The sequence below is a fragment of the Longitalea arenae genome (assembly GCF_016924755.1).
GTDB classification, from domain to species: Bacteria; Bacteroidota; Bacteroidia; order Chitinophagales; family Chitinophagaceae; genus Niastella; species Niastella arenae.
Genome location: NZ_JAFFJX010000009.1, coordinates 1 through 23,654 on the forward strand (window position 1 = coordinate 1; position 23,654 = coordinate 23,654).

A 23,654-nucleotide genomic window follows, 5' to 3' on the forward strand; every position below is an offset into this window, starting at 1 on the left:
CCTTCAATGCAAAAATTAAAGCCTTTAGATCTTCTGCACGGGGAGTTCGGGACATTAATTTCTTCCTATTCAGACTCCAGAAAATCTATGCTTAACTACCTCATCCCCCAAAAATTTGACTTGACCCGTTGTTACCTTATTACAATTCATACGCTTGGCAAGTATCCTTCTATTTAGTGGCATTGTTTTATTTCTTTTATGCTGTACGGCCAAATGTGCTTAGCCAACCGACGAAACCGGAAGATTATGGTTTATAAGCATCCTGGATACAAGACAGACAATTAGGTAACATACATTTTTGTGTCAGTGCAAAATGTATTGTATTTTAAATTACCTGCGCCAAGTATATCCCGACATGGCCTCAATTCCCGGGGAATTTTTCGGAAACTCCATGATAAGGCTTCCTTCTCCTTCCAAATTCCAATAAGTACCTGTACCGTCGGTAACAAACCAATGTCCTGTATTATTGAGCAACGAACAATCCGAATGGATCACAATCGTTCCCTCGGTAGAGTGCACTAACGGATGCTGAAAACAGCCCGTTATACGCCGCTTAATCAGAATAGACGGCTGTAACTTCTAACCGGTTCTTATCAGGATCAAGCGTTTCAAACTCATAATATCCATCACCGGTTTTTCTTGGACCACTTAGGATTGTATATCCATCAGCCCGTAATTCTTCAGCCTTTTGATTCACTTCTTGCATCGACTCAACACCAAATGCCAGATGGATAATTCCTTTATGCTGTGCCTGTACCGTGTCATTCTGATTCGCAGGAACTCCTTTCATCGACATTAATTCCAGCCTTGCTCCTGATTGAAATGTAAGAAAATAGCTCTCAAACCCTTTTTTCTCATTCGTATATTTCCCGTTAGGTATTCCTCCAAAATAGTGCTGATAGAATGTTTTCAGTGTTTCTAAATTATCTGTCCAAATAGCAACGTGTTCGAGTTTCATAATTATTGATAATGTTAATTCAACGAAGCGATTTTTTCGTTAAGCTGCCGGTAGTGATGAATCAGTTGACTTTTTGTCGGCATTTGAATCGGTTGTTTTTTGATAGGGCTTTTGAGCGACCTTCCAAAACTGGAATAAGGAGGAATTATCTTCCATAAATTGTTTGAGCCTTTCCGCCGGGGACTTTGAAAGCCATATTTTCAATTGTAACTCCTTTATATGTTGTGGTGTATCGTTCATGATTTTATTAAATCAAATGTTTTCAAATTTGGGTTATTGATCCATTTTGTGATATAAGCCCGTTCCCACTGTTCAATAGCAGTAAGATGGTTCAAGATGAATTATAAAATCAAAATCCCGTGTCGCTCTTGGCAGGATGTATATACTCATTGCTACGCTGCCTGAAAGCATCTACGATATTCGATTCGTTAGTATATCAGCTATTTTTTGGAAAAATGCTACCATAGGTGACAAGTTACTTCAAGTCTTTCTTTTAGGCAAAAAACATTAAGGATAACGAAAAACATTCAGTTCCTCAAAGTACTAATTGATTACCGTTCTTTAATAAAGCGCTAAAATGACTGGTACTTATACCATCTGACCCTCCATTATTTTTTGCTTTCTACCACTGCCAGGTTATTAATGAGCCGCCATTCGTTATCCGTATCGAGTACGAGCGAATTGTAGGAAACAAAGTAGTTCTCTGAACTTTCGAGGCGCAGTTTGACCAAAGCAACAGTACCACTTTCATCTATATGTTCAATCACCATTTTTCTTGGCAGACCGCCGAAAATTCCGTCCCGTATATTTTGTATGTATTTTTCCTTATCAATGATGGTGACACCAGGCCTTCCCATAAAGCCATTGTTTGTTACCCTGAAGTCCTTATGCAGCACTTTCTCTAATAATGCTACATCACTGTTATCGCCACCTTTTACAAAGTCTGTGATGGCTTTTTCCACTTTGCTTGTCATAATGTTCGTTTTTGTTGATTAGATGAATGTGTAATTGGCTTTTGCTTTCTTATCAATTTAGCTCTTAGCCGGTTGTTATGAGAGAAAAACCAACGAGCGAATAAAAACGTGACAACAATTTTATAAATTTTGATAAGTTTTGTCTGCCATCTGGACGAACGACTGCGAGAGGCATTGGGTTAATCAGACGATGAACCGTAGAAGAAGACACAAGTACCAGTATTATTATTTAGAACACTCTCAGAAAACCGGATAGCCAGGGATGCGCTCCATAAAAGGATAGCTAAAGATTGTTGTATCATCCCCTATGTATTTAGAAACAAAGTCTTTGATTTCATTTTGCTTTGACCTCATTTCTCTTTCTTGTGTCTCACTCAGTTTGAGTGAGACACCACTGTTGTCTCCACGCGCCCAATACTAAATCTTCCTGATCGCATTCAGCAACCGCTCTTTATAACTAAGACCAATGGGAAGATCGATCACCGCTAATTCTACCCTATTGCCCTTGATGGCTTTGATGGCAGGCAGGTACACGATATAAGACCGGTGAATTCGCATGAATAGTTGTTCTGGCAACATTTCCTCAAACACCTTCATCGTATATCCGGCAATGATGCTTTGTTGTAACAGGTGTAGCCGAACATAGTTTTGCAGCCCTTCTACATACAGCATCTCTTTAAATGATAATTTCAGCAGTTTTTGATCCTGTCTGATAAAAATATGATCGTCGAGAGGGGCAGCGGCTTTTTGTTCGCTCAACCTGCTTTTGATCTTTTCAACGGCCTGCAACAGCCTTGGAAGGGCAATTGGTTTAAGCAGGTAATCAATCACATTTAATTCATATCCCTCCAGCGCATATTTATCATACGCTGTTGTAAATACGACGAGCGGTGGATCCTTTAGCGAACGTAAAAAATCGGTGCCTATTACAATGGGCATTTTGATATCCAGGAAAAGGACGTCGATGGATGCTGTTTGTAAAACTTCATAAGCCTCCACCGCATTTCTGCATACTTTCACCACCGTGCAGCCGGGGATCGCGTCCAGGTACGTATTCAACAATTTTCTGGCCTGCGGTTCATCATCAACAATGATACATTTCATTTTTTAGCGGGATAAATGATTAGGTTCACAGTATAATTATCGCCCCTGTCGGTACAGATAAAATTATAGCGGCCTGGGAAATAATAATCCAGGCGTTTTTTGACATTCGCCAGGCCAATTCCTCCGGATGTATTTCTCTGGGTTGAACAGGTATTGAATATTTCGAGTTGCAATTGGTCGTTAACAGTCCACAGGCGGATGCGTACAGAAGATCTTTCCAGCGTATAGCTGTATTTAAACGCATTCTCAACCAGTGGCATGAATAATAAGGCTGGCAGCGGGTAAGATAAGCCGGTTTCCGCTATATCCAATTCAATCTGTGAATATTCGTCATGCCGCACAGCTTCCACGGCAATATAACTGCGCAATAGTTTGATCTCCTGCAAAAGGGTAACATACTCATCTCTATATTCATAGAGCGACAAACGAAGCAGGTTCGCCAGGCCGGTCAATAGACCAACCGATCTTTCTTTCTCCTCATGTATTATGAACGATTGCAGGTTGTTGAGCGTATTGAACAGGAGATGGGGATTGATCTGTGCTTTTAAGAAATTCAGCTCAAGTTGGGTTTTTTCTCTTTCAAGCTGGTTTTGCCGGGCGTTCTTTTGATAAGCATAGCGGAGAAATTTCACGGTTAACGGGATATAAATGATTGTTATAAGCCCTGTAATACTGCTGAAAAAGCCTTGTAACAGCTTAATCGGGCGCAGATGGTGCTTGTACATAAATGTCCAGAAATCCTGCCCTTCCACCCATAAATTTGGTCCGCTTACATTACGAACAATGTGATAGGAACGGAGAGTAACAGCTGCTATATAGTATACTATGAACAGGCATACCACGGTTATCCATTTTCTTTTTTGAAGCAATGGCACAAGCACGTACACCAACGGATAAAAGAGGTAAAGCGAAAGAACAATGCCTGAGAAGGTGACTGTAAAGGGATCATTGAGCGTAATTTGCACAATTACACTTTCCCTTAGCCAAAAGAACAATAGAAATAGCCAGAAACCTGTATGCAGCGCAATGCGGTACCATTTATCAGTAAACGAAAGTTCCCAGCTGCGGCCGAGCCATTGGGAAAAATGGCGACCGGTACCTTGTCTTTTTGCGGCTATTGTATTCATAAAAAGTACCTAAAGTTCTAATTTTTTCCAATAAACTGCTTTTTCCCATGACCAACTCCATCAAAACGATGACGAATCTGCGATTCCGGGTAACTACCAGCAAATACAGGATGACTTTACTATTCCGGGTTTCCGGATCAGCCAGTTCAACACAAGCAATTGTTAATTCGTCATGCTTTTTTTTCTTCTTCCCGTAACCGTTTTTATTTTGATCGAAATTAGTACTTGTGAAAATACAATTGCCTTTTGCTATAAGCACACTGCTTTTACTGCTCTTCAGCTGGAACGCACCTGCCCAGCCTGCATCCATACAACCCCAATATCCCTGTGCCGGAGACAGCCTGATGATCACTTACCGGCTCAATGATCCCAAAGCTGCATTAAGTGGGTCTGTACCACTTTATGTAAAGATCACCGTTTTCAACCGGCATGGCGGCAATCAATGGTATACCCGCAGATTGTCGGGCGATTCTGTATTGCATGCTTCATTCCAGGTACCTGCCGATGCAGCTTCGTTTACTATCCGGTTCTATTCGCTTAACAAAGATGACGAGAAGGCTATGCAGCGGGGGTATGTGTATGAACCCGACCGGAAAACGCCGGTGGCAGGCGCTTTTTTTGAAAGCTTTTATACTGGGAAAACAAAAGCAGCATTTGAAAAGGAGATCGGCTATCATCCAGGTAATTACCTGGCTTATGGAAAATATTTTAATGCGTTGTCACAGGAGCAATGCCAACGCATAATCGATAGTTTACTACCCGCTTTGGTAGCAGTCCATAAACGCCAGCGATCATCTGAGGCGGGTTTGCTGGCAGCCATCTGTATCGGTTATGCAAAAACAAATAAATTGAACGAGGCAGGAACTTATCTCTCTGAACTGTTTCTTCGCTATCCGGCAGCCGGAGAAACGGACTTTGCATTCTCCCTTTACGACTATGCGTACTATAAAGCTTCGAGCAAGCCCATATCAGATACGGTTAAGCGGCAATTGATTGCTATCTATAAAAAATGGCCCGGTTCACCGTTAGCTTCAAATCTCGTTGTAAACTGGTATCTGTACGATGACCGCACGCTGACCGTAGCTGATTTTGAGCGCGCCTTACTACCGCTTTACCGGCAGGGAAAGATGTCTTACCTGGGCCTCAGTCTTCTGCCCGCTATTTACATGGATCGCCACGAGCGCCTGGACTCAGCTGAAGCGATGCTGTTGCGGGCCCTTCATCAATGGCAGGACGGCAGCATCAATCATGAGTTCCGCCTAACTGCTACTAACTCACATATGCAGCAATTGATACCAATGTTGTCAAAGTTATACCTGCTGCAGCAAAAGTACCAGCAATCGATCATATGTGCTTCGGCTGGCCTATACCAGGTCAAGGGAACTAACCAGGAAAGTGATTTCACCAGTCAGCTGTTGCAGTTAAGGGCCAAAGCCTACCGGGCGCTGGGCAACTGGAATGCTGCACTGGATGACTATACCGCATTGTATAGAACCGGAAAAGCGGAATGGCTGGATAGCATGCAGGCTATCTATCCCTATTGCAGCACAAGAAGTAAAAACTGGAATGAGTTTGCAAATAAGCTCAGGAGCAAGCCCGACACGGTTGACCAAGCGCTGGCGCCTGGTTTCAGCGGCTCCGATCTGGCGGGCAATAAGGTGCAGCTTTCAGCCCTGAAGGGCAAAGTGGTGGTACTGAACTTTTGGAGAACAAGCTGCGGCCCCTGCATTAAAGAAATGCCTCGACTCAATAAGCTGGTAGAAAAGTTCAGAACAAATGACAAGGTAGTTTTTCTGGCCATTACTGCAGATAAAACAGAAAAGCTGCGTTCCTTTTTCAGGAACAGGCAATTCGATTATACGATCGTCAACAATGCGGCAGGTGCCTACGAACATTATAATATTGATGTTTTACCAGTACATATCGTAATTGATAAAAGCGGCCGGATCATCAATAGATCATCAGGCGCCAGAGAAGATATCGGTCAGTACCTGGAACAACAAATTGAGCTGGGCCTGCAATAGTAGGTTGTGTATATGCTACTTCCTGGGCAACGACTGAAAATATTCAACCGGTGACATTTTAAAATACTTCTGAAAATTGCGGCTGAACAAACTTTGCGAACTGTAGCCCACCATTTTAGAGATCTCGTACAGGGAAAATTCATTTTCCGCAATTAAACTGGCCGCTTTTTTCAGCCTCGTTACATCGATCAATTCTTTCGGTGATAAGGAAGAAAGCGATTTGATTTTCCGGTAAAATGTGGTGCGGCTCATATACATATGTTCGGCCAGCATGTCGATATCTATATTGGGGTCCTTCATGTTCGCCCTTATATACTCATCAAGCTTTTTCAGAAAGGCCTCATCCGTTTTTGAATGCGCCATTACACCCACATCATCAAAGGGCGAACTGGCAAAATGTTCTTTTATCTTACGGCGGTTCTTGAGCAGGTTGGTGATCTGCACCTGCAATAATTCAGAAGAGAAAGGTTTTTGAATGTATGCATCTGCACCCACTTCCAACCCTTCTATATGTGCGGCATAGGTATTTTTTGAAGTTAACAGGATGATGGGAATATGGCAGTATTCTACATTCGATTTAATCAGCCGGCATAACTCGAACCCGTCAATTCCCGGCATCATGATGTCAGAAATGATCAGGTTGATCACTTCATTATCCAAAATGGTCTGCGCAATTTCTCCGTTCAATGCCAGATGCAGTTTATAGGTGTCGCCTAAAACAACGGATAAGAATTCCAGCATGTCTTCATTATCATCAATGATCAGGATACTGTCTGCCATATTACTCGATCTTTTTCCAACTGCTTAATTGAAATTCAAATTTTTGGTGTACAGGCACCCGCAACTCAAAAATAATTAAATCATGTTCACCGGAGATAAATTGCAACGACCCATTATGCAGTTCGGCAAGCGATTTTGCGATCGAGAGGCCAATACCGGTTCCCGGTTTACTGTTTCCACGTACTCTTACAAAGGGTTCAAATAGCGTTTTTCTATATTCTTCTGGAATGGCTTTTCCATCGTTAATAAATTGGATGGTAAACTCATTCGCTGCAGGGTCAGCTGTCACCATACGTACGATGGCACTGCTGGCTGCATATTTAACAGCATTCGATACCAGGTTCGTATTTATTTTAATAAATGCTTCCCGGTCTACAAAAGCCATGAATTGGTTCACCGGCAATTCCATATTCAGTTTAATATTATGGGAAACCGCCTGTTCTTTAAAGCTGTTGACAATATCCGTTATAAGGGCAACGATATCTGTTTTTACAAAGTTCAGGCTGAACTGGCTTGCTTCGGTCTTTCTGAAATCCAGCAGCTGGCTGGTCAATGCCACCAGGCGCTTCGTATTCTTTTCGGCTATGGTCAGGGTTTTAACGATCTCAGGCTCTTTATAAAATTTTTTCTTCAGCCATTCTATGGGCCCGGCGATAAGCGTCAGCGGTGTTTGTATCTCGTGGGTGATATTGGTGAAGAACTCGATCTTTGCCTGGTAGATCTCCTTTTCCTTTTCGTGCTCGAATAATTGCAGTTTGCGAAGATTTTTTCTTTCGAGGTATAAGCGGTAAAAACGCGTTGTAACATAGATGGCAGTAAGCAATAGCAGAACGTAAACAATATAGGCCGTGGTACTTTTCCAGAAGGGAGGCTTAATGATGATGACCAGCTTGCGTTGTTTTCCCACCCAGCTTCCAATATTGCTTTCGGCCTGAACAATGAATTCATAACGGCCATGGCTAAGATCAGTAAAATAGGCTTTGCGGTTCGTGCTGAGATAGGTCCAGGACTTGTCGAGCCCCTTCATTACATATTGATACCGGGTCACTGCGGGCGAAGAAAAGTTTAGCGCAGCAAACTCAATACTGAAATTATTCTGGTTGTGATCGAGCAGGACCGTATCGGTATACAGAATAGATCTTGTAAGCGGACTGTTGGCTGTGTCGGGCAATACTTCTTTGTTATTGAGCTGGAACCCGGTAATATAGGTGGGCGCACTCGGTTCCTGCTGATCAAAGGAGGCAGGGTCGAACGCGATCATGCCTTTTACCGAACCGAAAAACATTTTTCCATCAGGGTGTTTGTAGGCAGAACTGTAATTGAACTGATCGGTGATCAGTCCGTTTGCCTGCGTATATACTTTTATTGCTGAGCTTGCGATATGAAAACGGATAAGGCCTTTGAGTGAGCTGATCCATAAATGCCCGGAATCATCTTCCAGGATCCCATACAGTACATTGGTGGGCAGCCCGTTTTCTGTCGTGTACCGCCGGGTGCTTTTCCAGTCAGCGCTTAATTGTATCAATCCGCCGCCGGTAGTGGCAAACCATAAGGAGTGATTGCTGTCCTCGAAAATATTATATACGGCAAAATCATTTATGTGTTGTCCGTTTACCGTATCACCAAACCGGAAATTACCATGGCGGCCTGTTCTGGGATTATAATAAAAAGCGCCGCGGCTCACACTGCCTGTCCAGATATTCCCTTTTGAATCTTCAAAAATGTCAAACACATAAGAGTTATAAGGTATTTCCGGAATGCGTTTAAATGTTTTCTCTTTTTCGTCGTAGATAAATAGTCCGGAACCATGATAAGCGGTACCCACCAACAAACGATTGTCTTTAGTGCGATAGATGGTAATTACAAAATCGCTTTCCAGGTCATTCTTATTTCCAATGAGTTTGAACCGGTCGGTAATGGTGCCGCTGCGCAGATCCATTATTTCCAAACCTTGCAGGAAGGGGCCAATAAATAACTGGTCATTCCATGCCAGCAAGCCATGGATATTAGGGTAAGAGATTGAACCTTTTTTCCCCGTGGCCCCATAGTTGGTAAACTCACCGGTTCTCAGGTCCAGTTTATTGATACCGGCATCTTCGGTGCCAATCCATAGATTATTGTCGCTATCGGCGCATATTTCGCGCACCGCCTCCCCGGATATGGAATTGGTCCCTGGTTTCGGGTAATACTTTTCAAACCTGGAGTTCTCTTTCGAGCAGTAGTTTATTCCGCCAAAAAAAGTACCGGCCCACATGCCTCCGCGGTTATCGCGGCAAATGGTGTACACGGCATTGTCTGCGATCGCATAAGGGTCTCCGGCCTGTTTTTTCAGGTTCCTGCTTCGCTTGCGAACGGCATCGTAAATATAGATGCCCGATTCTGTCGCAATCCAGTATTGCCCTTCACTGTCTACCGTTATGTCGCGCACGTAGATATCGCTTTTGTCGCTGCGCAGGGCCAGTGTGCTGAGCTTACCGGTTGAGGTATTGTAGCTCTTTAATCCCTGTTTAAAACAGCCTATCAGAAGCTCCTTACTATTGATTGGATAGATTTTACTGATAGAGCGGGCGTTTGCAGGAAAGCTTTCAGGAACGATCCTGACCTTTGCGCCATGGGCATTTTGCAGATCATACATGCGGATGTTTCCATCATTGTCGCCCACCCAAAGGTTCATGGCAGCGTCCAAAGCAATACAGGATGCAGGTATTTTAAGGTGGTCGAATTTGTTTTCAGCGGGCCGGTATCTACAGAGGGAAAAATTAACAAGGAACCAGAGGTTGTTATTTTTATCTATAATAAGATTGTTGGTATATTCTTTAGGCGCGCTTTCTATTTCAAAAAACAGTTCTTTATAGGGATCATATTTAAAGAGGCCTTTACCGGTTCCCACCCAGATCATCCCATTTTTATCTTCCGCAATCGTATTTATTATATTATTGCCTATACTTCCGAATTTGTTCTTTTTATAGGTGCAGGTCTTGAAAGTATAGCCGTCGAAGCGGTTCAGGCCGTTGCGGGTGCCTATCCAGATCAGCCCCTTGCTGTCTTGTATTATGGAGGTTACCGCATTGTGAACCAGTCCATCATCCACCTGGTATTGTTTAAAGTAATACTGACCCCGGGATGAGGACACGGCAAGCAATGATAATACCGAAACAATGATGTGGTACAACACGCGCATAGATCCTCATTCAAATATATACAAATCGTATTGTAATATTTCTGCTTCGGAAAACGAATTGTGGGTATCTTTCACCGGTTTGGTACGATTCGTCAAAATTTTGAACAATTCATTTAAACAGGTTTTATTTATTTTGATCATGCGATTGTTTTTGTCATTGCTATTTGCCCTGCTGGTTTTCAGCAGTCATTCCCAGCAGTTGGTATTGCCTGGTGACCATCCGGATCCTTCGATCGTTAAAATCGGCCGGGAATACTGGGCGGCAGGCACTACGTCTAACTGGTTTCCCGCTTTCCCCCTATACCGCTCCACTGACCTTGTGAACTGGAAAGCTGCCGGCCATGTGTTTACGAAAATGCCTGCCTGGGCCGACTATTACCTCTGGGCGCCCGAGATCACCTACGATAATGGTAAGGTATACCTTTATTATGCAGCGCATAAAAGGGGAGGGAACCTTTGTATTGCCGCAGCTGTAGCAGACAAACCCGAAGGGCCTTATAGCGACCTCGGCCCGCTGATGTGCGAGGAAGCGGGTTCCATAGATGCTTTCCCCATGCGGGATGAGCATGGAAAACTCTATATGATCTGGAAGGAAGATGGTAACAGTGTTGGCAAACCTACACCGATCTGGGCGGCGCCCATGAAGGAAGACAGAACAGCTCTGACAGGAGAGAAGAAGGAACTTTTCCGGGCAGATCTGCCCTGGGAAAAAGGACTGGTTGAAGGCGTTTCAATCATAAAGGAGAAGGATTACTTCTATGCGTTTTATGCGGCGGCTGCCTGCTGCGGAAAAACCTGTAATTATGGAACCGGTATTGCAAGAGCGAAAAACCTGCTGGGGCCCTGGGAGAAATACCCCGGCAACCCGGTGCTGGCAGGCAATACCGAATGGAAATGCCCGGGGCATGGAACACCCGTAAAAAAGGATGGCAGGTTTTATTTTCTTTACCATGCTTACAGCACCAATACCGGTGCCTACGGCGGAAGACAGGGCTTGTTGAATGAGTTCGAATTTACCCCGGATGGTTGGCTGCGGTTTCTAAATGGTACCAATTATGGTAAACGTGTACAAACGGGAAAGATCGTCGATAAATTTTCCGGTCAACAACTTTCCGGCAAATGGCATTGGAGCATCTTTAAGAATGTACAATACAAGGTCGCGAACAGAACATTGAAATTAAATGCACTTCCTGCCGCAGCCGGCGCTTACATTGGCCAGTCTGTTTTAGCCGCTAATTATTCAGCCGCCATCAATGTACAAAGGCAGTCAAGCTCCCAGGCCGGGCTTGCTTTGATAGGAGATGATAAGAATATCGTCTATGCGGTCGTTGACAGCAACAGCATCCGGTTGATCCAGGTTAAAAAAGAGGAGACAGCGCTTATTGCTCAACAAGAAATTAAACGTTCTTCAAATATTGCACTAAAAGCACAGGTAAAGAACAATACGCAGTTGACTTTTTCGTACAGTGAAGATGGCGTACACTTTAATGTGCTGAATGACGAGGCTGTTGATATCTCTTATTTGCCACCGTGGGACAGGGCTGTGCGGGTAGGACTGGTTTCCAAAGGGCCTGAAGGTACGGCCGCGTACTTCAGGAATTTTGTACTGGTGAACCAATGACCACCTTGCGAAAAAATGGAACCTTATATATGAAACGACTAACGATCGCTTATGCGCTGGCTTGCACCTTGCTGCTAAACGCCTGCCATAGATCAGGCCTGCCTGCCTCCAATGAACCCGCAGAAGACCTGTCTGCACTGATCGCCGACAGCACATTTACCAACCCCGTTTTAACAAATGGTCCCGATCCCTGGGTATTGCATAAGAACGGCACCTACTATTACACCTATACGCAGGGCAGCAAACTGGTTATTTTGGAAACAAAGAACCTGTCTGAGCTCGCTTCTTCGCGCCGGTACGAGGTATATACGCCACCGGCCGGTACTGCTTATTCAAAAAATGTGTGGGCGCCCGAACTGCATCAGATCAATGGTAAATGGTACTTTTATTTCGCGGCCGATGATGGGCAAAATGCCAACCACCGGATGTATGTTGTAGAAAATTCCTCGCCTACACCGGTACAGGGCAACTGGGAGTTCAAAGGAAAAGTGGCCGACGCCACCAACCAGTGGGCCATCGACGGTACCGTATTCAATCATAACGGTCAGTTATACATGTTATGGTCAGGAGGCAATGCCGGAGCGCCGCCGCAAAATATTTACATTGCCAAAATGAGCAATCCCTGGACCATCTCCAGCGAAAAGGTCATGATCGCCACACCCACCTATGATTGGGAGAAGAAAGGAAATGCCATCAATGAAGGCCCCCAGGTACTCGTCAATCCGCAGGGCCGTGTCTTCATTGTTTATTCGGGCAGCGGCTATTGGGTAGATGGTTATTGTTTGGGTTTGCTTACGCTAAAAGAAAACGGCGATCTCATGAAGCCTGCCGACTGGATGAAAAAACCGGTGCCTGTTTTTTCCATGAAGGCAGCAAGCAGTGCTTACGGGCCCGGCCATAACGGGTTCTTTAAATCGCCCGATGGCCACGAAGACTGGATCATTTATCATGCACGCAGTTTACCCAATGGGGGAGATGGGAATGCGCGCAATCCACGCATCCAGCGCTTTACCTGGAATGCAGATGGTTCACCCAATTTCGGCGAACCGGTAGCGATCAACCAGGCGTTGAAACGTCCGTCCGGGGAACCACATCGCCTGATCTATCCAAAAACCCAATGGTCCATAGCCGGCTTCAGTTCAGAGGAAACCAACAACAGCCGCCTGGCCATTCGCCTGATCGATGATACCCTTACAACTTACTGGATCACCCGGTATTCATCCAATCCCACCGACTATCCCAATCATTGGATCACAGTAGACATGGGCGCAGCAGCTACAGTGAATGGATTTATAGTCTCACAAAAAGCAGGCGACCGTAAAATAAAGGAACTGGAAATACAGATCAGTAATGATAATACCAGTTGGGAGAACCTGGGCCTGTTTCCGCTCAATAATATCGACCTCTTGAAACAGTATGTCACGCTGCCGGTACAACGGCAATTCAGATATTTCAAACTGGTTCCCGTTTCAGGGCATGATGCCCAAAAACAGCCAGGTCTCGCAGAAGTATCGGCCTTCCGGTTTAAAAATTGATTATTTTGAATACTTATAAGAAATGCCGGTCCATGCACAAGATCCTATTATTCTTTTTCTTTAGTTTCCTGCTGGGCGCTCTGCATGCCCGGCAGATTGCCTGGAGTAATCCACTGGATGTTCAGTTTGGCGATCCCTATATTTTGCGCACAAGCGCCGGTAAATATTATATGTACGGTACCGGTGCCGGCGCCCACAACGGCTTTGTTGCGTATTCATCGGACGATCTGGTAAACTGGAAACGCGAAGGCCAGGTGTATTACGGCAATAACAAGAACGGCTGGGGGGAACATTCATACTGGGCGCCCGAAGCATATGAAAGAAACGGCAGGTATTACCTCTTCTACAGCGCCCAATGGAAAGAGAATCCCAACAGGGAACTGGAGCATTTTAAGATCGGTGTAGCGGTGGCCGACCAGCCCACCGGGCCATTTATTGATCTGCAGAATAAACCAATCTTCAATCCTGATTACCCCATCATCGATGCCAATGTACTCTTTGCTGAGGATGGCAGAACCTATTTATATTATTCAAGATGTTGCTACAAACATCCGGTAGAAAGCGAAGTGGCAACATGGGCCCGCAATAAGGGCTGGTTCAAAGAAATTGAAGAAAGCTGGGTCTATGGCGTGGAAATGAAACCTGATTTCAGCGGTGTCATCGGCGAACCGGTCTTATTACTCCGACCACCTGTAAAAATGACCGATCCGCAGGCTGACTGGGAAAGCCGCTCTGTTACATCAAAAGAAGTGAACCGCCGCTGGACGGAAGGTTCTTACATCTTCAAAAAAGACGATACCTACTATATGATGTATTCAGCCAACTATTTTGGCGGACAAAACTATGCCGTAGGCTATGCTACATCCAAAAGCCCGCTCGGCCCTTTCACAAAAGCGGCGAATAACCCCGTCTTACAAAAGAATACAGCAAGCGGCGGCATTGTTACAGGTACAGGGCATAACAGCGTTACCTGTGCACCGGATGGAAAAACCATGTTATGTGTATATCATGGCCGTACCAGTAAAACTGGTGATGAGCGGGTAGTGTTCATTGATAAAATGACAGTAAAGAACGGCGTATTAACTGTTGAAGGGCCTACCACCGGCAAGCAACAACTGGCAAATACAGCCAATCCGTTATTGGCAGATCCTACTATATTTTTCAATAATGGTAAATATTATTTATATGGAACCGTTGCCAGGAATACCGATAGCGGTTTCAAGGCCTATAGTTCTGTTGACAAGATCGCCTGGAAAGAGGAAGGGTATGTATTGCGCAAAGGCGAAAGTTATGGCACCAAAGGATTCTGGGCGCCGCAGGTCTTTAAACACCAGGGAAAATTTTACATGGCCTATACAGCCAATGAGCATATTGCCATAGCCAGCGCCGATGGTCCGCTGGGGCCATTTACCCAGCAGGAAAAAAAGCCATTGGATGCACCGGTAAAAATGATCGATCCGTATCTATACATCGATCCGTCAGGGAAAATTTATCTATATCATGTAAGGCTGCATCAGGGGAATCGCATTTTTGTAGCAGCGCTTGATAAAACGCTTTCCACTATCGATACAGCCACGGTGCAGGAATGTATCAATGCCTCATTACCCTGGGAGGATACGCAACATGCGACCTGGAAAGTCGCCGAAGGCCCTACCATTATTCGCCGAAAAGGCTGGTACTATATGATCTATTCCGCCAATGATTTCCGCAACCCCGATTATGCCATAGGCTATGCAACGGCCCGCAGTGCGGCCGGTCCCTGGACGAAAAGCAACACCTATCCCATTATCTCCCGGAAGAATATTGGCATCAATGGCACAGGGCATGGCGATGTGCTGACGGATCGCAATGGAAAGATCCTTTATGTCTTCCATGTGCATGCGGACGATAGCACCGTTTCCCCCCGAAGAACTGCCATGGTAGAACTTCAGTTCAGAAAAAACAAAGGTAAAGCAGATGAATTGGTTGCACTGCCGCAAACTTTCCGGCTGTTGAGCGAGTGATGCTGCATTTTGGTACGATTCGACAAGAGAATGAACGGAACATCCAATGGATGTTCTTTTTATTTACAGCAGGTTGCAACAAGCCTTTTTTAATTCCAAAACGATTGTCCATTATGAAGAAGAACTTCAAAATGATCAGGCCAAGCAATGCCTTTTTATGCTGCCTGAAACTGCTCTCACTTAATCTTTTTACCCCAATCTTCTTATTGATCTTCTCACTGTCCGCCCAGGCGCAGCAGAAGACCATATCAGGGAAGATCACTGACTCGCTGGGCAACGGCGTACCCGATGTTACCGTTGCCGTTAAAGGAACAGCCATCAGTGTGAAAACCGATGCAGCAGGCGCTTTTAGCGTATTGGCCGCCAAAGGCGCCACGTTAAGAATATCGCATGTGAGCTATATGAGCCTGGAGCATCTGGTAACGGGCGACGCACCTGTATCCATTATCTTACAACCAACCGCTACCAGTTATGACGATGTGGTGGTGGTAGGGTATGGCACAATGCGGAAGAAAGATCTTACCGGGTCTATTGTTCAGGTACGTCCCGACAGGATCGCTAATGAAAATCCCAAAACGGTGCAGGACATCCTGCGCGGTACACCCGGTTTGCGCGTAGGTTTTGACGCTTCTGCCAAGGGCGGCGGAAATATGGAGATCCGTGGCCGCCGTTCTGTTTACAACGAAGGCGGGCACAACAATCCCTTGATCGTATTGGACGGGATGCTTTTTTATGGCGAACTGTCAGAGATCAATCCGGATGATATCGAACAGATCGACGTGCTGAAGGATGCTTCGGCTGCGGCTGTGTATGGATCAAAAGCTGCTAGCGGCGTGATCCTTATTGCCACCAAAAAAGGCAAACAGGGCAAACCTGTTATTACGGCAACGATGAATGTGGGTGCTACCGAAGTAAGTAAATACCGGGAAAGGTTCAGCCCCGAAGCGTATTTGCAGCACCGGCAGGACTGGTTTACAAAAAATACATACGGTGTTAATCCGCAAACCGGAAATTATGAAGCCTATCAGACAGGCACATTTGCCAATACGCCCGGTTATTTTATGCGCCCCGATCAGCTGCCGGAGCATATTTCTTTGGATGCATGGCGCGCTTATACCACGAATAATGCAAACGAATCCGATGAAAGCATTTGGGCCAAACGATTGGGTTTTACCGGTAATGCATTGCAAAATTTTCTGGATGGAAGAACCGTCGACTGGGCCGATCACACCTTCAGGACCGGTATCAATTCCGATTTTAATGTTAGTGTAAGCGGGGCAGGTGATAAGGTCAACTATTATTTCTCCATGGGCTATTTGAAGAATGAGGGTGCAGTAAAAAGCGATAACTACCGCGCCATACGCTCTAATTTAAAAATGGATGCAAAGGTCACCAAATGGTTTGAACTGGGCGCCAACATAAATTTTCAGGACCGCTCCGACGGCAACCTTGATCTGGATATGGACCAGACATTGCGGAATAGTCCCTATGCAGATCATGATGATGCTGCTGGTAATCCTGTACAGTTCCCGCTGAGCTCTGAATACAGCCAGCGCGGTTACAATTACGATTTTCAGAAGAAATACCTCCAGCTCGAGAAAGGATTTACTGTATTAAATACCATTTTAAACGCCAAAGTAAAACTGCCTTTCAATATTACCTATTCCTTCAATATTTCGCCCCGCTACCAGTTCTTCCACGACCGGTATTTTATGTCGGCAGAACTGCCCGGTTCCGATCCTAAAACCCGGGGTGTTAACCGCGAGCAGGAGAAACGATTCGACTGGTCGCTGAATAATACCATTACCTGGGATCAGCGCTTCCATAAAGATCATCACGTAGTGCTTACCCTTGTGCAGGAAGCAGAGGACCGCAGATCATGGACCGATCGCATCGAAGCCCGCAATATTTTGCCTTCCGATGCTTTAGGGCTGCATAATACCAAGAACGGCAGTAAAGAGAACAGCACCTATTCAAGCAGCGATGCCCACCAATCGGCAGACGCCCTGCTGGCGCGCCTGTTCTATTCTTACGACAACCGGTATATGATCACCACTTCCATCCGCAGGGATGGTTACTCAGCTTTTGGTACATCCAATCCCTACGCGACTTTTCCCTCGCTGGCATTGGCCTGGACCTTCACCAATGAAAAGTTCTTCCCATGGACCGATATCATGAGCACCGGTAAACTGCGGGTTTCCTATGGTAAAAACGGGAACCGCTCGCTCAGGGATCCCTATGTGGGGCTTTCAAATCTATCAGAAGGGGCCGGCAGAATGCAGGGCTATTTGAACGCGGCCGGTCAGTTGCAGTTATTCCGGTATTTATATGCCGACCGTTTAGCCAATCCCAACCTGCAATGGGAAAAAACCACTTCCTATAATTTTGGACTTGATTTTGGTTTTCTCAACGATCGTATATCGGGCTCAATTGAATATTACACGATGCAGACCCACGATATGATCATGGAGCAGCGTTTGCCCAGTTTTACCGGATTTGCAACCATTACCACCAACCTGGGGCAGGTAGATAATAAAGGGATTGAACTCACCTTAAATACAGTCAATATCCGCAAGGCGAACTTTCAATGGAATACCACATTCGGGTTGTCTTACAATAAGAACACGATAACACATCTTTACTACGAACGCGAAGATATTGTGGATCCCAACGGAAATATAATCGGTTCAAAGGAAAGGGACGATATCTCCAATAACTGGTTTATCGGAAAACCCATCGGCGCTATCTGGAATTACCGCGTCACCGGCATCTGGCAGGCGCACGAGGTGCAGGAAGCGAAACTGTATGGCCAGGTGCCCGGCGATCCGAAAGTAGCGAACAACTACACCGCCGATGATGTGAAAAATGCCAATGGTACTGTTACACCTGTCTACAACGACAAAGACAAAGAATTTTTAGGGCAAACCCTGGCCCCCTGGCATTGGTCGATGCGCAACGAGTTTGTATTATGGAAAGACCTGAATGTGTCATTCAACATTTACTCGTACATGGGGCATAAAAGTCTGACTGACGAATATTTAAACAACGATGATCTGGGCGGGCGCATGGCTTACGCTTTACAGAATGTTCCTGCAAAAGAATACTGGACGCCCGATAATCCAACCAATAAATACGGACGTATTGAAGCCAAAGGGCCAACCGGCGCCGGTGGCGCAGAAAAGTTATACGACCGTTCTTTTATCCGCTTCGACAACTTTTCAGTAGGGTATACCCTGCCCAGGCAATGGACCTCGAAGCTGACATTGAACCGCGTGAAAGTGTATGGCACCGTGCGTAATATTTCTGTATGGAATAACAGAGACTGGAAATACGGTGATCCCGAAACGGGCAGCTGGGCATCGCGGGTATATAACCTGGGACTGAATTTAATTTTCTAATCTATCAGCGAGAAACATATGCAACAGAGAAATAAAAGAGTACATCATCTATTTAAATGCTTCACTTTGTTTATTGGAGCTTCGATTGCATTAAACAGCTGCTCCAAAAGTTTTCTGAAACCAGATCCGCTCTCCTTTTATGAGCCTACCACTACCTTCAGCACCGAAGCAGGGCTGATGTCGACCCTGGCTATCTGCGACCGTCATTTGAAGGCCTACTGGGCTACCGATCATAACGAAATGCTTACCCTTGGAACCGAATACATTTTTTCGGAACTGATGGTTGCCAGTGCTACCGATAAACGTACCATGCTTTGCGATATAGCCAATATGCTTACACCTACCAGCGAAACCAGTTATCAGAATATTGAAAGAACGAACAGCATCTGGTATTTGTGGGAGGAAACCTATAAGGCGATCATGTATGCCAACACCATTATACAATTCGTTGATGGCGTGCAAAACCTGAATGAAGCCACTAAGAATATGTATAAAGGCAGGGCCTATTTTCATCGCGCCTTTCGTTATATGGCCCTGATTTTCGAATTTGGCGATGTTCCGCTGGTAACCAGGATGCTGGAAGTGCCCAAACAGAACTACCGCAGTACCAAACGCGATGCGATCCTGCAAATGCTCACCCGGGATATGGAGCTCGCAGTGCAATGGGTACCCGATCAAAAAGATCTGAGCCTTACGGGCATGGTAAACAAGGGCGCCTGCCGCATGTTGCTTGCCAAATGTTACCTGGCAATCGGCGAGTATGCGAAAGCCAAGGAGCAAACGGATATCCTCATCAATCAGTCAGGTTACTCGCTTATGCAGAACAGTTTCGGAACATTCAACGATGGTGGCGAACCGCAAACCTGGCCAATTACGCGTAATGTGATCTGGGACCTGCACCGTCCGGAGAATAAACTCATTGCCGCCAACCGCGAGGTTATTATGGGTATGCCAAACAGAGGCGCCAATACCGAGTCCTTTATTCAAATGCTTACCATGCGCATTTTGTATCCTTTTGTTTTCGACAACAGGATCCAGACAAAAGATGGTAAACAGGCTTTGCTGAATATAAGACGCGATAATGCAAACTATAACCCGAAGTATGACTATATGCGGGCATTCGGCCGTGGTATTGCTACCTTCAGGCCTACTCATTTTTCCACGCATTCGCTGTGGGCGGTCAATGGCGTTATGGATGCGGGCGATCTGCGTCACAGTTCGCAAACAGGTAACTGGATCCGCATGGAAGACTATAGGGTCAATAACAAGGCTTCTTCTGAATTTGGCAACCCGCTCACATTATACAATACGAACGGGGCGTTATTATGCAGTGATACCATTCGCCGCTGGTTCGATGTGCCGCATTATAAATTCTTTTTGGATGATCCGGTAAATGAAGCCAATATCACAGGGTCTGATGGCCTGCGGGGCGCTACCAATGGAGGCATTGCAGATTGGTATCTCTACCGTTTGGCAGAAGCCTACCTGCTGCGGGCCGAAGCCAAGTATTATCTGAACCCGGCAGATGGGTCGATTAAAGACGACCTGAACGCCGTAAGGCAAAGAGCCAGATGCAGTCAGCTCTACCAGGGCGCTGTTACCATCGGTGACATCATGAATGAACGCGCGCGGGAGCTTTATTGGGAAGAATGGCGTAATGTAGAATTGAAGCGCGTATCGCTTTGCCTTGCCCGTAGCGGCAGGCCCGATGAATGGGGAAATACCTATACCCTGGAAAATTTCGACAAACAAAGCGGCACCGGCCCTGCAGGGGGAAGCTATTGGTATCAGCGCATAGTGCATTATAGCCTGTATAATAAAGGGCCGATCCAGATCAATGCTACCGGTAACAGTAACCCTAACTATACGATGGATAAAAAGAATATGTACTGGCCGATCCCTTATGCCGCCATTACCGCCAATAATAAAGGACAGCTAAGCCAGAATTTTGGCTATGATGGCTATGATCCCAATACCCCTAAATGGGACAATTGGGAAGATGCCGTTGCTGATGAAAATACAAATTAAGCGAACTCCGGGTACACGAAAGATAGCAGGATTTCCGGAGGCGATCCTGTTATCTTGACGAAACGAACAAAGCCTTTGGCTCATGCCAGGGGCTTTGTTGTTTACTATGATCTTATTTAAGAAACCAGCTGTTAGCGAAAGTGGTCATCGAATATAGTTCTACAGCCTTGACTGCCGTTTATAGGTACCCATAATGGTGCCCTGGGCAATGATATGCGCTTCCATGGCCTGTTGCAAAGCTTCCTTGGGCGCACCGGGCGTGAGATCGAGATGGTTGTCGAGGGCATATACATGAAAAAAGTAACGATGTGTGCCGGTTGGCGGACAAGGCGGGTGATAACCGGTTTTGCCGGCTGAGTTGTCGCCGGAAATACCCGGGTTGGAATTTTCATGAATGGCAGTTACCGGAGGTATATTCCATACAACCCAGTGATCGTAGATACCATTGGGTGCATCGGGATCTTCAACAATGATGGCAAGCGTTTGCGTGCCCTCCGGAATATTGTGGATCTCCAATGGTGGATTGATCCCCTCGCCGTTGCAGGTATATTTGGCCGGAATATCACCCTCGTCCCCAAATACCGGGCTCGAAATGTCAAGCTGCGCAATTGCCGTTGTTTTCATGATCTATATATTTAATACGCTTACAGGTCCTCAATTCGCCTGCCATCGAAACTTTGTAAGGGATGGCTCATTTAGTCAGTTTCGTTCCACACTTCTATGGCAAAATATCATCAATTGCCTGGCCGTGCAGCATGCAAAAGGCTCCATCCGGTTGAACCAGGCGGAGCCTCTGTTGCAGATCAGTGTCGTTATAACGACTGTTTATTCTTCAAAAGTCACTTTGCCTGTTTCCACATCATACATAGCACCAACGATCTTTATCTTGCCTTCTTTTTCCAGTTCAGCCACTACGGCGCTTTCTTTTCTGATCCTTTCTATGGTGAGTTTTACGTTCAACGTGGTTACATTTTTCACAAATGCCGGATTGGAGCCTGACCGGTTTTCCTTGGTGGTGGTTTCCTGGTCAATAGCGGGTTGAATTTTACTTAACAAGGTCGTGAGGTTACCCAGTTCAACATGGTTGCAGGCTCCCACGATGGCGCCGCATTTGGTATGGCCAAGCACTACGATGATCTTGGTGCCCGCCAGCTTGGTAGCGAATTCCATACTACCCAGTATATCTTCATTTAATATGTTGCCTGCAACACGGATGCTGAAAATATCACCCAGGCCCTGGTCGAAAATAAGCTCGGCCGAAGTGCGGCTATCGATACAGCTTAAAATCGTAGCAAAAGGAAATTGGCCGGCAGAGGTTTCGTTTACCTGCTGCAACAGATTCCTGTTCGCTTTTAAATTATGAATAAATCTTTCATTGCCCTCCTTTAATATGGTCAAAGCTTTTTCGGGTGTTAAACTCATTTGAGTTTCTTTGGTTTGTGTTCGCATGCTTCTTTAGGTTTTTAAATAACAAATGGGAGTTGTCGGTTTCCGTTTGGTCGTTTCAGGGCGCAAAATATAATTACTTTACCGAATAATAGTAATACTATTGTTAAATATAGGAACAATTTTAGCAGTTGAAATAATAAATATCTTTACTCAAATTTTAATGAATGGACTTCCTGGTAAATTTTAAGGTGAACGGGAAAATCTATTTGAAAGACCCGGAAAGCAGTTCGATTGGCAAAGAGATCGTAAAAAAGTCTATAGACCTCATCTATAAACTAGGATTTGAGCAGTTTACCATCAAGAAGCTGGCGACAGAAATAAATACTACGGAAGCCACCATTTACCGGTATTTTGAAAGCAAACACCGCATCCTGTTATATATCCTTAACTGGTACTGGAGTTATATGGAATTCCTGTTGGTATTCAAGCTGCAAAACGTAAAACAGCCCAGGGAAAAATTAAAGATCATTGTTGAATTACTTACCAATGAGTTGCCGGCCAGTTCAGGCCTCTATGATTATGATAAGCGGTCTTTGAACCAGGTGGTGATCACCGAGAGCAGTAAGGTGTACCTGATCAAGGAAGTGGCGGAGATCAACAAAGACGAAGTGTTTAAACCGTACAAGGACCTATGCGCCAAGATCTCAGACGTTATTAAAGAATACAATCCCCAATACAAATATCCCAAATCCTTAAGCACTACGCTGATCGAAGCATCGCATCAGCAGCAGTTCTTCAGCATTAATTTGCCGCGCTTAACAGACAATAAAAGTAAAAACAACGCTGAGTTTACCAGCCAGTTCATCCAGGATATGCTCTTCAGGGTATTGGGGTAAGCGGGTTCAGTCTTTTCTGTTCATCAGTTCCTGGAAGGCATTAATAAAAAGCCCTGCGTGATACCCATCCGCCAGGGCATGGTGTACATGCACACTCACCGGCATTAGCTTTTTACCGTTCTCTTCGGTCATTTTGCCGAAGCTGATCTTGGGACAGCTATCGGGGAATGTAAAGCTGCGGGCATGGGAAACCGAGGTGAAATTGATCCAGGGAAGCGCGGAGAAATGAATGACATTCTCCCCTGATACCGCCGGCACCAGGCCTTTTGACTGTTTCACTTTTTCAATAACTTCTTTTGCCCCGGCATAGAACAGCGCTTCATCTTCGTTATAATCTATATAAGAGAAACCAAAGGTACCATCCGGCCGGTTAACGGTAGGGGAGGCATTGACCTGATCGAAGAGGTACACTTTTTTATCAATGATGCGGTAGCGAAAATTCTCTATCGAATTGGCTGCTTTCAAAGCCTGGTATAAATAATACAGGAAGAACGACAGCCCGTGATTTTTGGCAAAGAGGTAAGCATGGCTGCAATCGATGGAAACGGTGATCCCAAAAAATGGTTCTTCAAATTGAGTGAAGAATTCATAGTGATCCTTTCTGATCCAGGTGGCTATATCAACCGGTGTTCTCAT

16 protein-coding genes are annotated in these 23,654 nt (G+C 45.3%); 7 read left to right on the forward strand and 9 right to left on the reverse strand.

What is annotated here, in order from left to right:
• Nucleotides 1-553: 553 nt before the first annotated feature.
• From JT717_RS17890 to JT717_RS17905, 4 genes are all read right to left on the reverse strand, one after another.
• Nucleotides 554-958, reverse strand: coding sequence for a VOC family protein (locus JT717_RS17890; protein WP_205512076.1), 405 nt, complete (start codon nt 956-958; stop codon nt 554-556).
• 608 nt (nt 959-1,566) lie between these two features.
• A complete protein-coding gene (locus JT717_RS17895) occupies nt 1,567-1,932 on the reverse strand; it encodes a nuclear transport factor 2 family protein (protein WP_205512078.1) in 366 nt (121 codons plus the stop codon).
• A gap of 417 nt (nt 1,933-2,349) precedes the next feature.
• On the reverse strand, nt 2,350-3,036 hold the full coding sequence (locus tag JT717_RS17900) for a LytR/AlgR family response regulator transcription factor (RefSeq protein ID WP_205512079.1): 687 nt from the start codon (nt 3,034-3,036) through the stop codon (nt 2,350-2,352).
• On the reverse strand, nt 3,033-4,163 hold the full coding sequence (locus JT717_RS17905; protein WP_205512081.1) for a sensor histidine kinase: 1,131 nt from the start codon (nt 4,161-4,163) through the stop codon (nt 3,033-3,035). Before JT717_RS17905 ends, JT717_RS17900 begins: the two co-directional genes overlap by 4 nt.
• Nucleotides 4,164-4,390: 227 nt before the next feature.
• Here JT717_RS17905 and JT717_RS28850 point away from each other — a divergent pair, with 227 nt between their 5' ends.
• Entirely contained in the window at nt 4,391-6,187 is a 1,797-nt protein-coding gene (locus JT717_RS28850) for a TlpA family protein disulfide reductase (RefSeq protein ID WP_205512083.1), read from the forward strand.
• Between the two features lie 15 nt (nt 6,188-6,202).
• Here JT717_RS28850 and JT717_RS17915 read toward each other — a convergent pair whose 3' ends face one another.
• Entirely contained in the window at nt 6,203-6,967 is a 765-nt protein-coding gene (locus JT717_RS17915) for a response regulator transcription factor (protein ID WP_205512085.1), read from the reverse strand.
• A 1-nt stretch (nt 6,968) separates the two neighbouring features.
• The gene (locus JT717_RS17920) at nt 6,969-10,148 is read right to left on the reverse strand and encodes a sensor histidine kinase (RefSeq protein WP_205512086.1); all 3,180 of its coding nucleotides are present in this window, start codon (nt 10,146-10,148) and stop codon (nt 6,969-6,971) included.
• Between the two features lie 139 nt (nt 10,149-10,287).
• On the opposite strand from JT717_RS17920, the gene JT717_RS17925 reads away from it, so the two are divergent.
• From JT717_RS17925 to JT717_RS17945, 5 genes are all read left to right on the forward strand, one after another.
• Nucleotides 10,288-11,769 (forward strand): family 43 glycosylhydrolase, encoded by a 1,482-nt coding sequence (locus JT717_RS17925; protein ID WP_240348215.1) that lies wholly within the window; start codon nt 10,288-10,290, stop codon nt 11,767-11,769.
• A gap of 29 nt (nt 11,770-11,798) precedes the next feature.
• On the forward strand, nt 11,799-13,304 hold the full coding sequence (locus tag JT717_RS17930; protein ID WP_205512091.1) for a family 43 glycosylhydrolase: 1,506 nt from the start codon (nt 11,799-11,801) through the stop codon (nt 13,302-13,304).
• A gap of 32 nt (nt 13,305-13,336) precedes the next feature.
• Entirely contained in the window at nt 13,337-15,307 is a 1,971-nt protein-coding gene (locus tag JT717_RS17935; protein ID WP_205512093.1) for a glycoside hydrolase family 43 protein, read from the forward strand.
• 113 nt (nt 15,308-15,420) lie between these two features.
• Nucleotides 15,421-18,705 (forward strand): SusC/RagA family TonB-linked outer membrane protein, encoded by a 3,285-nt coding sequence (locus JT717_RS17940; protein ID WP_205512095.1) that lies wholly within the window; start codon nt 15,421-15,423, stop codon nt 18,703-18,705.
• 66 nt (nt 18,706-18,771) lie between these two features.
• On the forward strand, nt 18,772-20,733 hold the full coding sequence (locus JT717_RS17945) for a RagB/SusD family nutrient uptake outer membrane protein (protein ID WP_240348217.1): 1,962 nt from the start codon (nt 18,772-18,774) through the stop codon (nt 20,731-20,733).
• 159 nt (nt 20,734-20,892) lie between these two features.
• On the opposite strand, the gene JT717_RS17950 is transcribed toward JT717_RS17945, so the two are convergent.
• Nucleotides 20,893-21,357 (reverse strand): YbhB/YbcL family Raf kinase inhibitor-like protein, encoded by a 465-nt coding sequence (locus JT717_RS17950; protein WP_205512100.1) that lies wholly within the window; start codon nt 21,355-21,357, stop codon nt 20,893-20,895.
• Between the two features lie 201 nt (nt 21,358-21,558).
• Nucleotides 21,559-22,182, reverse strand: a complete 624-nt coding sequence (locus JT717_RS17955) for a carbonic anhydrase family protein (protein WP_205512102.1) — start codon at nt 22,180-22,182, stop codon at nt 21,559-21,561.
• Between the two features lie 164 nt (nt 22,183-22,346).
• On the opposite strand from JT717_RS17955, the gene JT717_RS17960 reads away from it, so the two are divergent.
• Nucleotides 22,347-23,018: a TetR/AcrR family transcriptional regulator gene (locus JT717_RS17960; RefSeq protein ID WP_205512104.1), complete on the forward strand. Its 672-nt coding sequence runs from the start codon at nt 22,347-22,349 to the stop codon at nt 23,016-23,018.
• 6 nt (nt 23,019-23,024) lie between these two features.
• Here JT717_RS17960 and JT717_RS17965 read toward each other — a convergent pair whose 3' ends face one another.
• Nucleotides 23,025-23,654, reverse strand: a complete 630-nt coding sequence (locus JT717_RS17965) for a chloramphenicol acetyltransferase (RefSeq protein WP_205512106.1) — start codon at nt 23,652-23,654, stop codon at nt 23,025-23,027.

Excerpts from the sequence above, each read along its gene's own strand:
- JT717_RS17890 (WP_205512076.1), bottom strand. The coding sequence starts at position 958 with ATGAAACTCGAACACGTTGCTATTTGGACAGATAATTTAGAAACACTG.
- JT717_RS17895 (WP_205512078.1), bottom strand. The coding sequence starts at position 1,932 with ATGACAAGCAAAGTGGAAAAAGCCATCACAGACTTTGTAAAAGGTGGC.
- JT717_RS17900 (WP_205512079.1), bottom strand. The coding sequence starts at position 3,036 with ATGAAATGTATCATTGTTGATGATGAACCGCAGGCCAGAAAATTGTTG.
- JT717_RS17905 (WP_205512081.1), bottom strand. The coding sequence starts at position 4,163 with ATGAATACAATAGCCGCAAAAAGACAAGGTACCGGTCGCCATTTTTCC.
- JT717_RS17915 (WP_205512085.1), bottom strand. The coding sequence starts at position 6,967 with ATGGCAGACAGTATCCTGATCATTGATGATAATGAAGACATGCTGGAA.
- JT717_RS17920 (WP_205512086.1), bottom strand. The coding sequence starts at position 10,148 with ATGCGCGTGTTGTACCACATCATTGTTTCGGTATTATCATTGCTTGCC.
- JT717_RS17925 (WP_240348215.1), top strand. The coding sequence starts at position 10,288 with ATGCGATTGTTTTTGTCATTGCTATTTGCCCTGCTGGTTTTCAGCAGT.
- JT717_RS17930 (WP_205512091.1), top strand. The coding sequence starts at position 11,799 with ATGAAACGACTAACGATCGCTTATGCGCTGGCTTGCACCTTGCTGCTA.
- JT717_RS17935 (WP_205512093.1), top strand. The coding sequence starts at position 13,337 with ATGCACAAGATCCTATTATTCTTTTTCTTTAGTTTCCTGCTGGGCGCT.
- JT717_RS17940 (WP_205512095.1), top strand. The coding sequence starts at position 15,421 with ATGAAGAAGAACTTCAAAATGATCAGGCCAAGCAATGCCTTTTTATGC.
- JT717_RS17950 (WP_205512100.1), bottom strand. The coding sequence starts at position 21,357 with ATGAAAACAACGGCAATTGCGCAGCTTGACATTTCGAGCCCGGTATTT.
- JT717_RS17955 (WP_205512102.1), bottom strand. The coding sequence starts at position 22,182 with ATGCGAACACAAACCAAAGAAACTCAAATGAGTTTAACACCCGAAAAA.
- JT717_RS17960 (WP_205512104.1), top strand. The coding sequence starts at position 22,347 with ATGGACTTCCTGGTAAATTTTAAGGTGAACGGGAAAATCTATTTGAAA.
- JT717_RS17965 (WP_205512106.1), bottom strand. The coding sequence starts at position 23,654 with ATGAGAACACCGGTTGATATAGCCACCTGGATCAGAAAGGATCACTAT.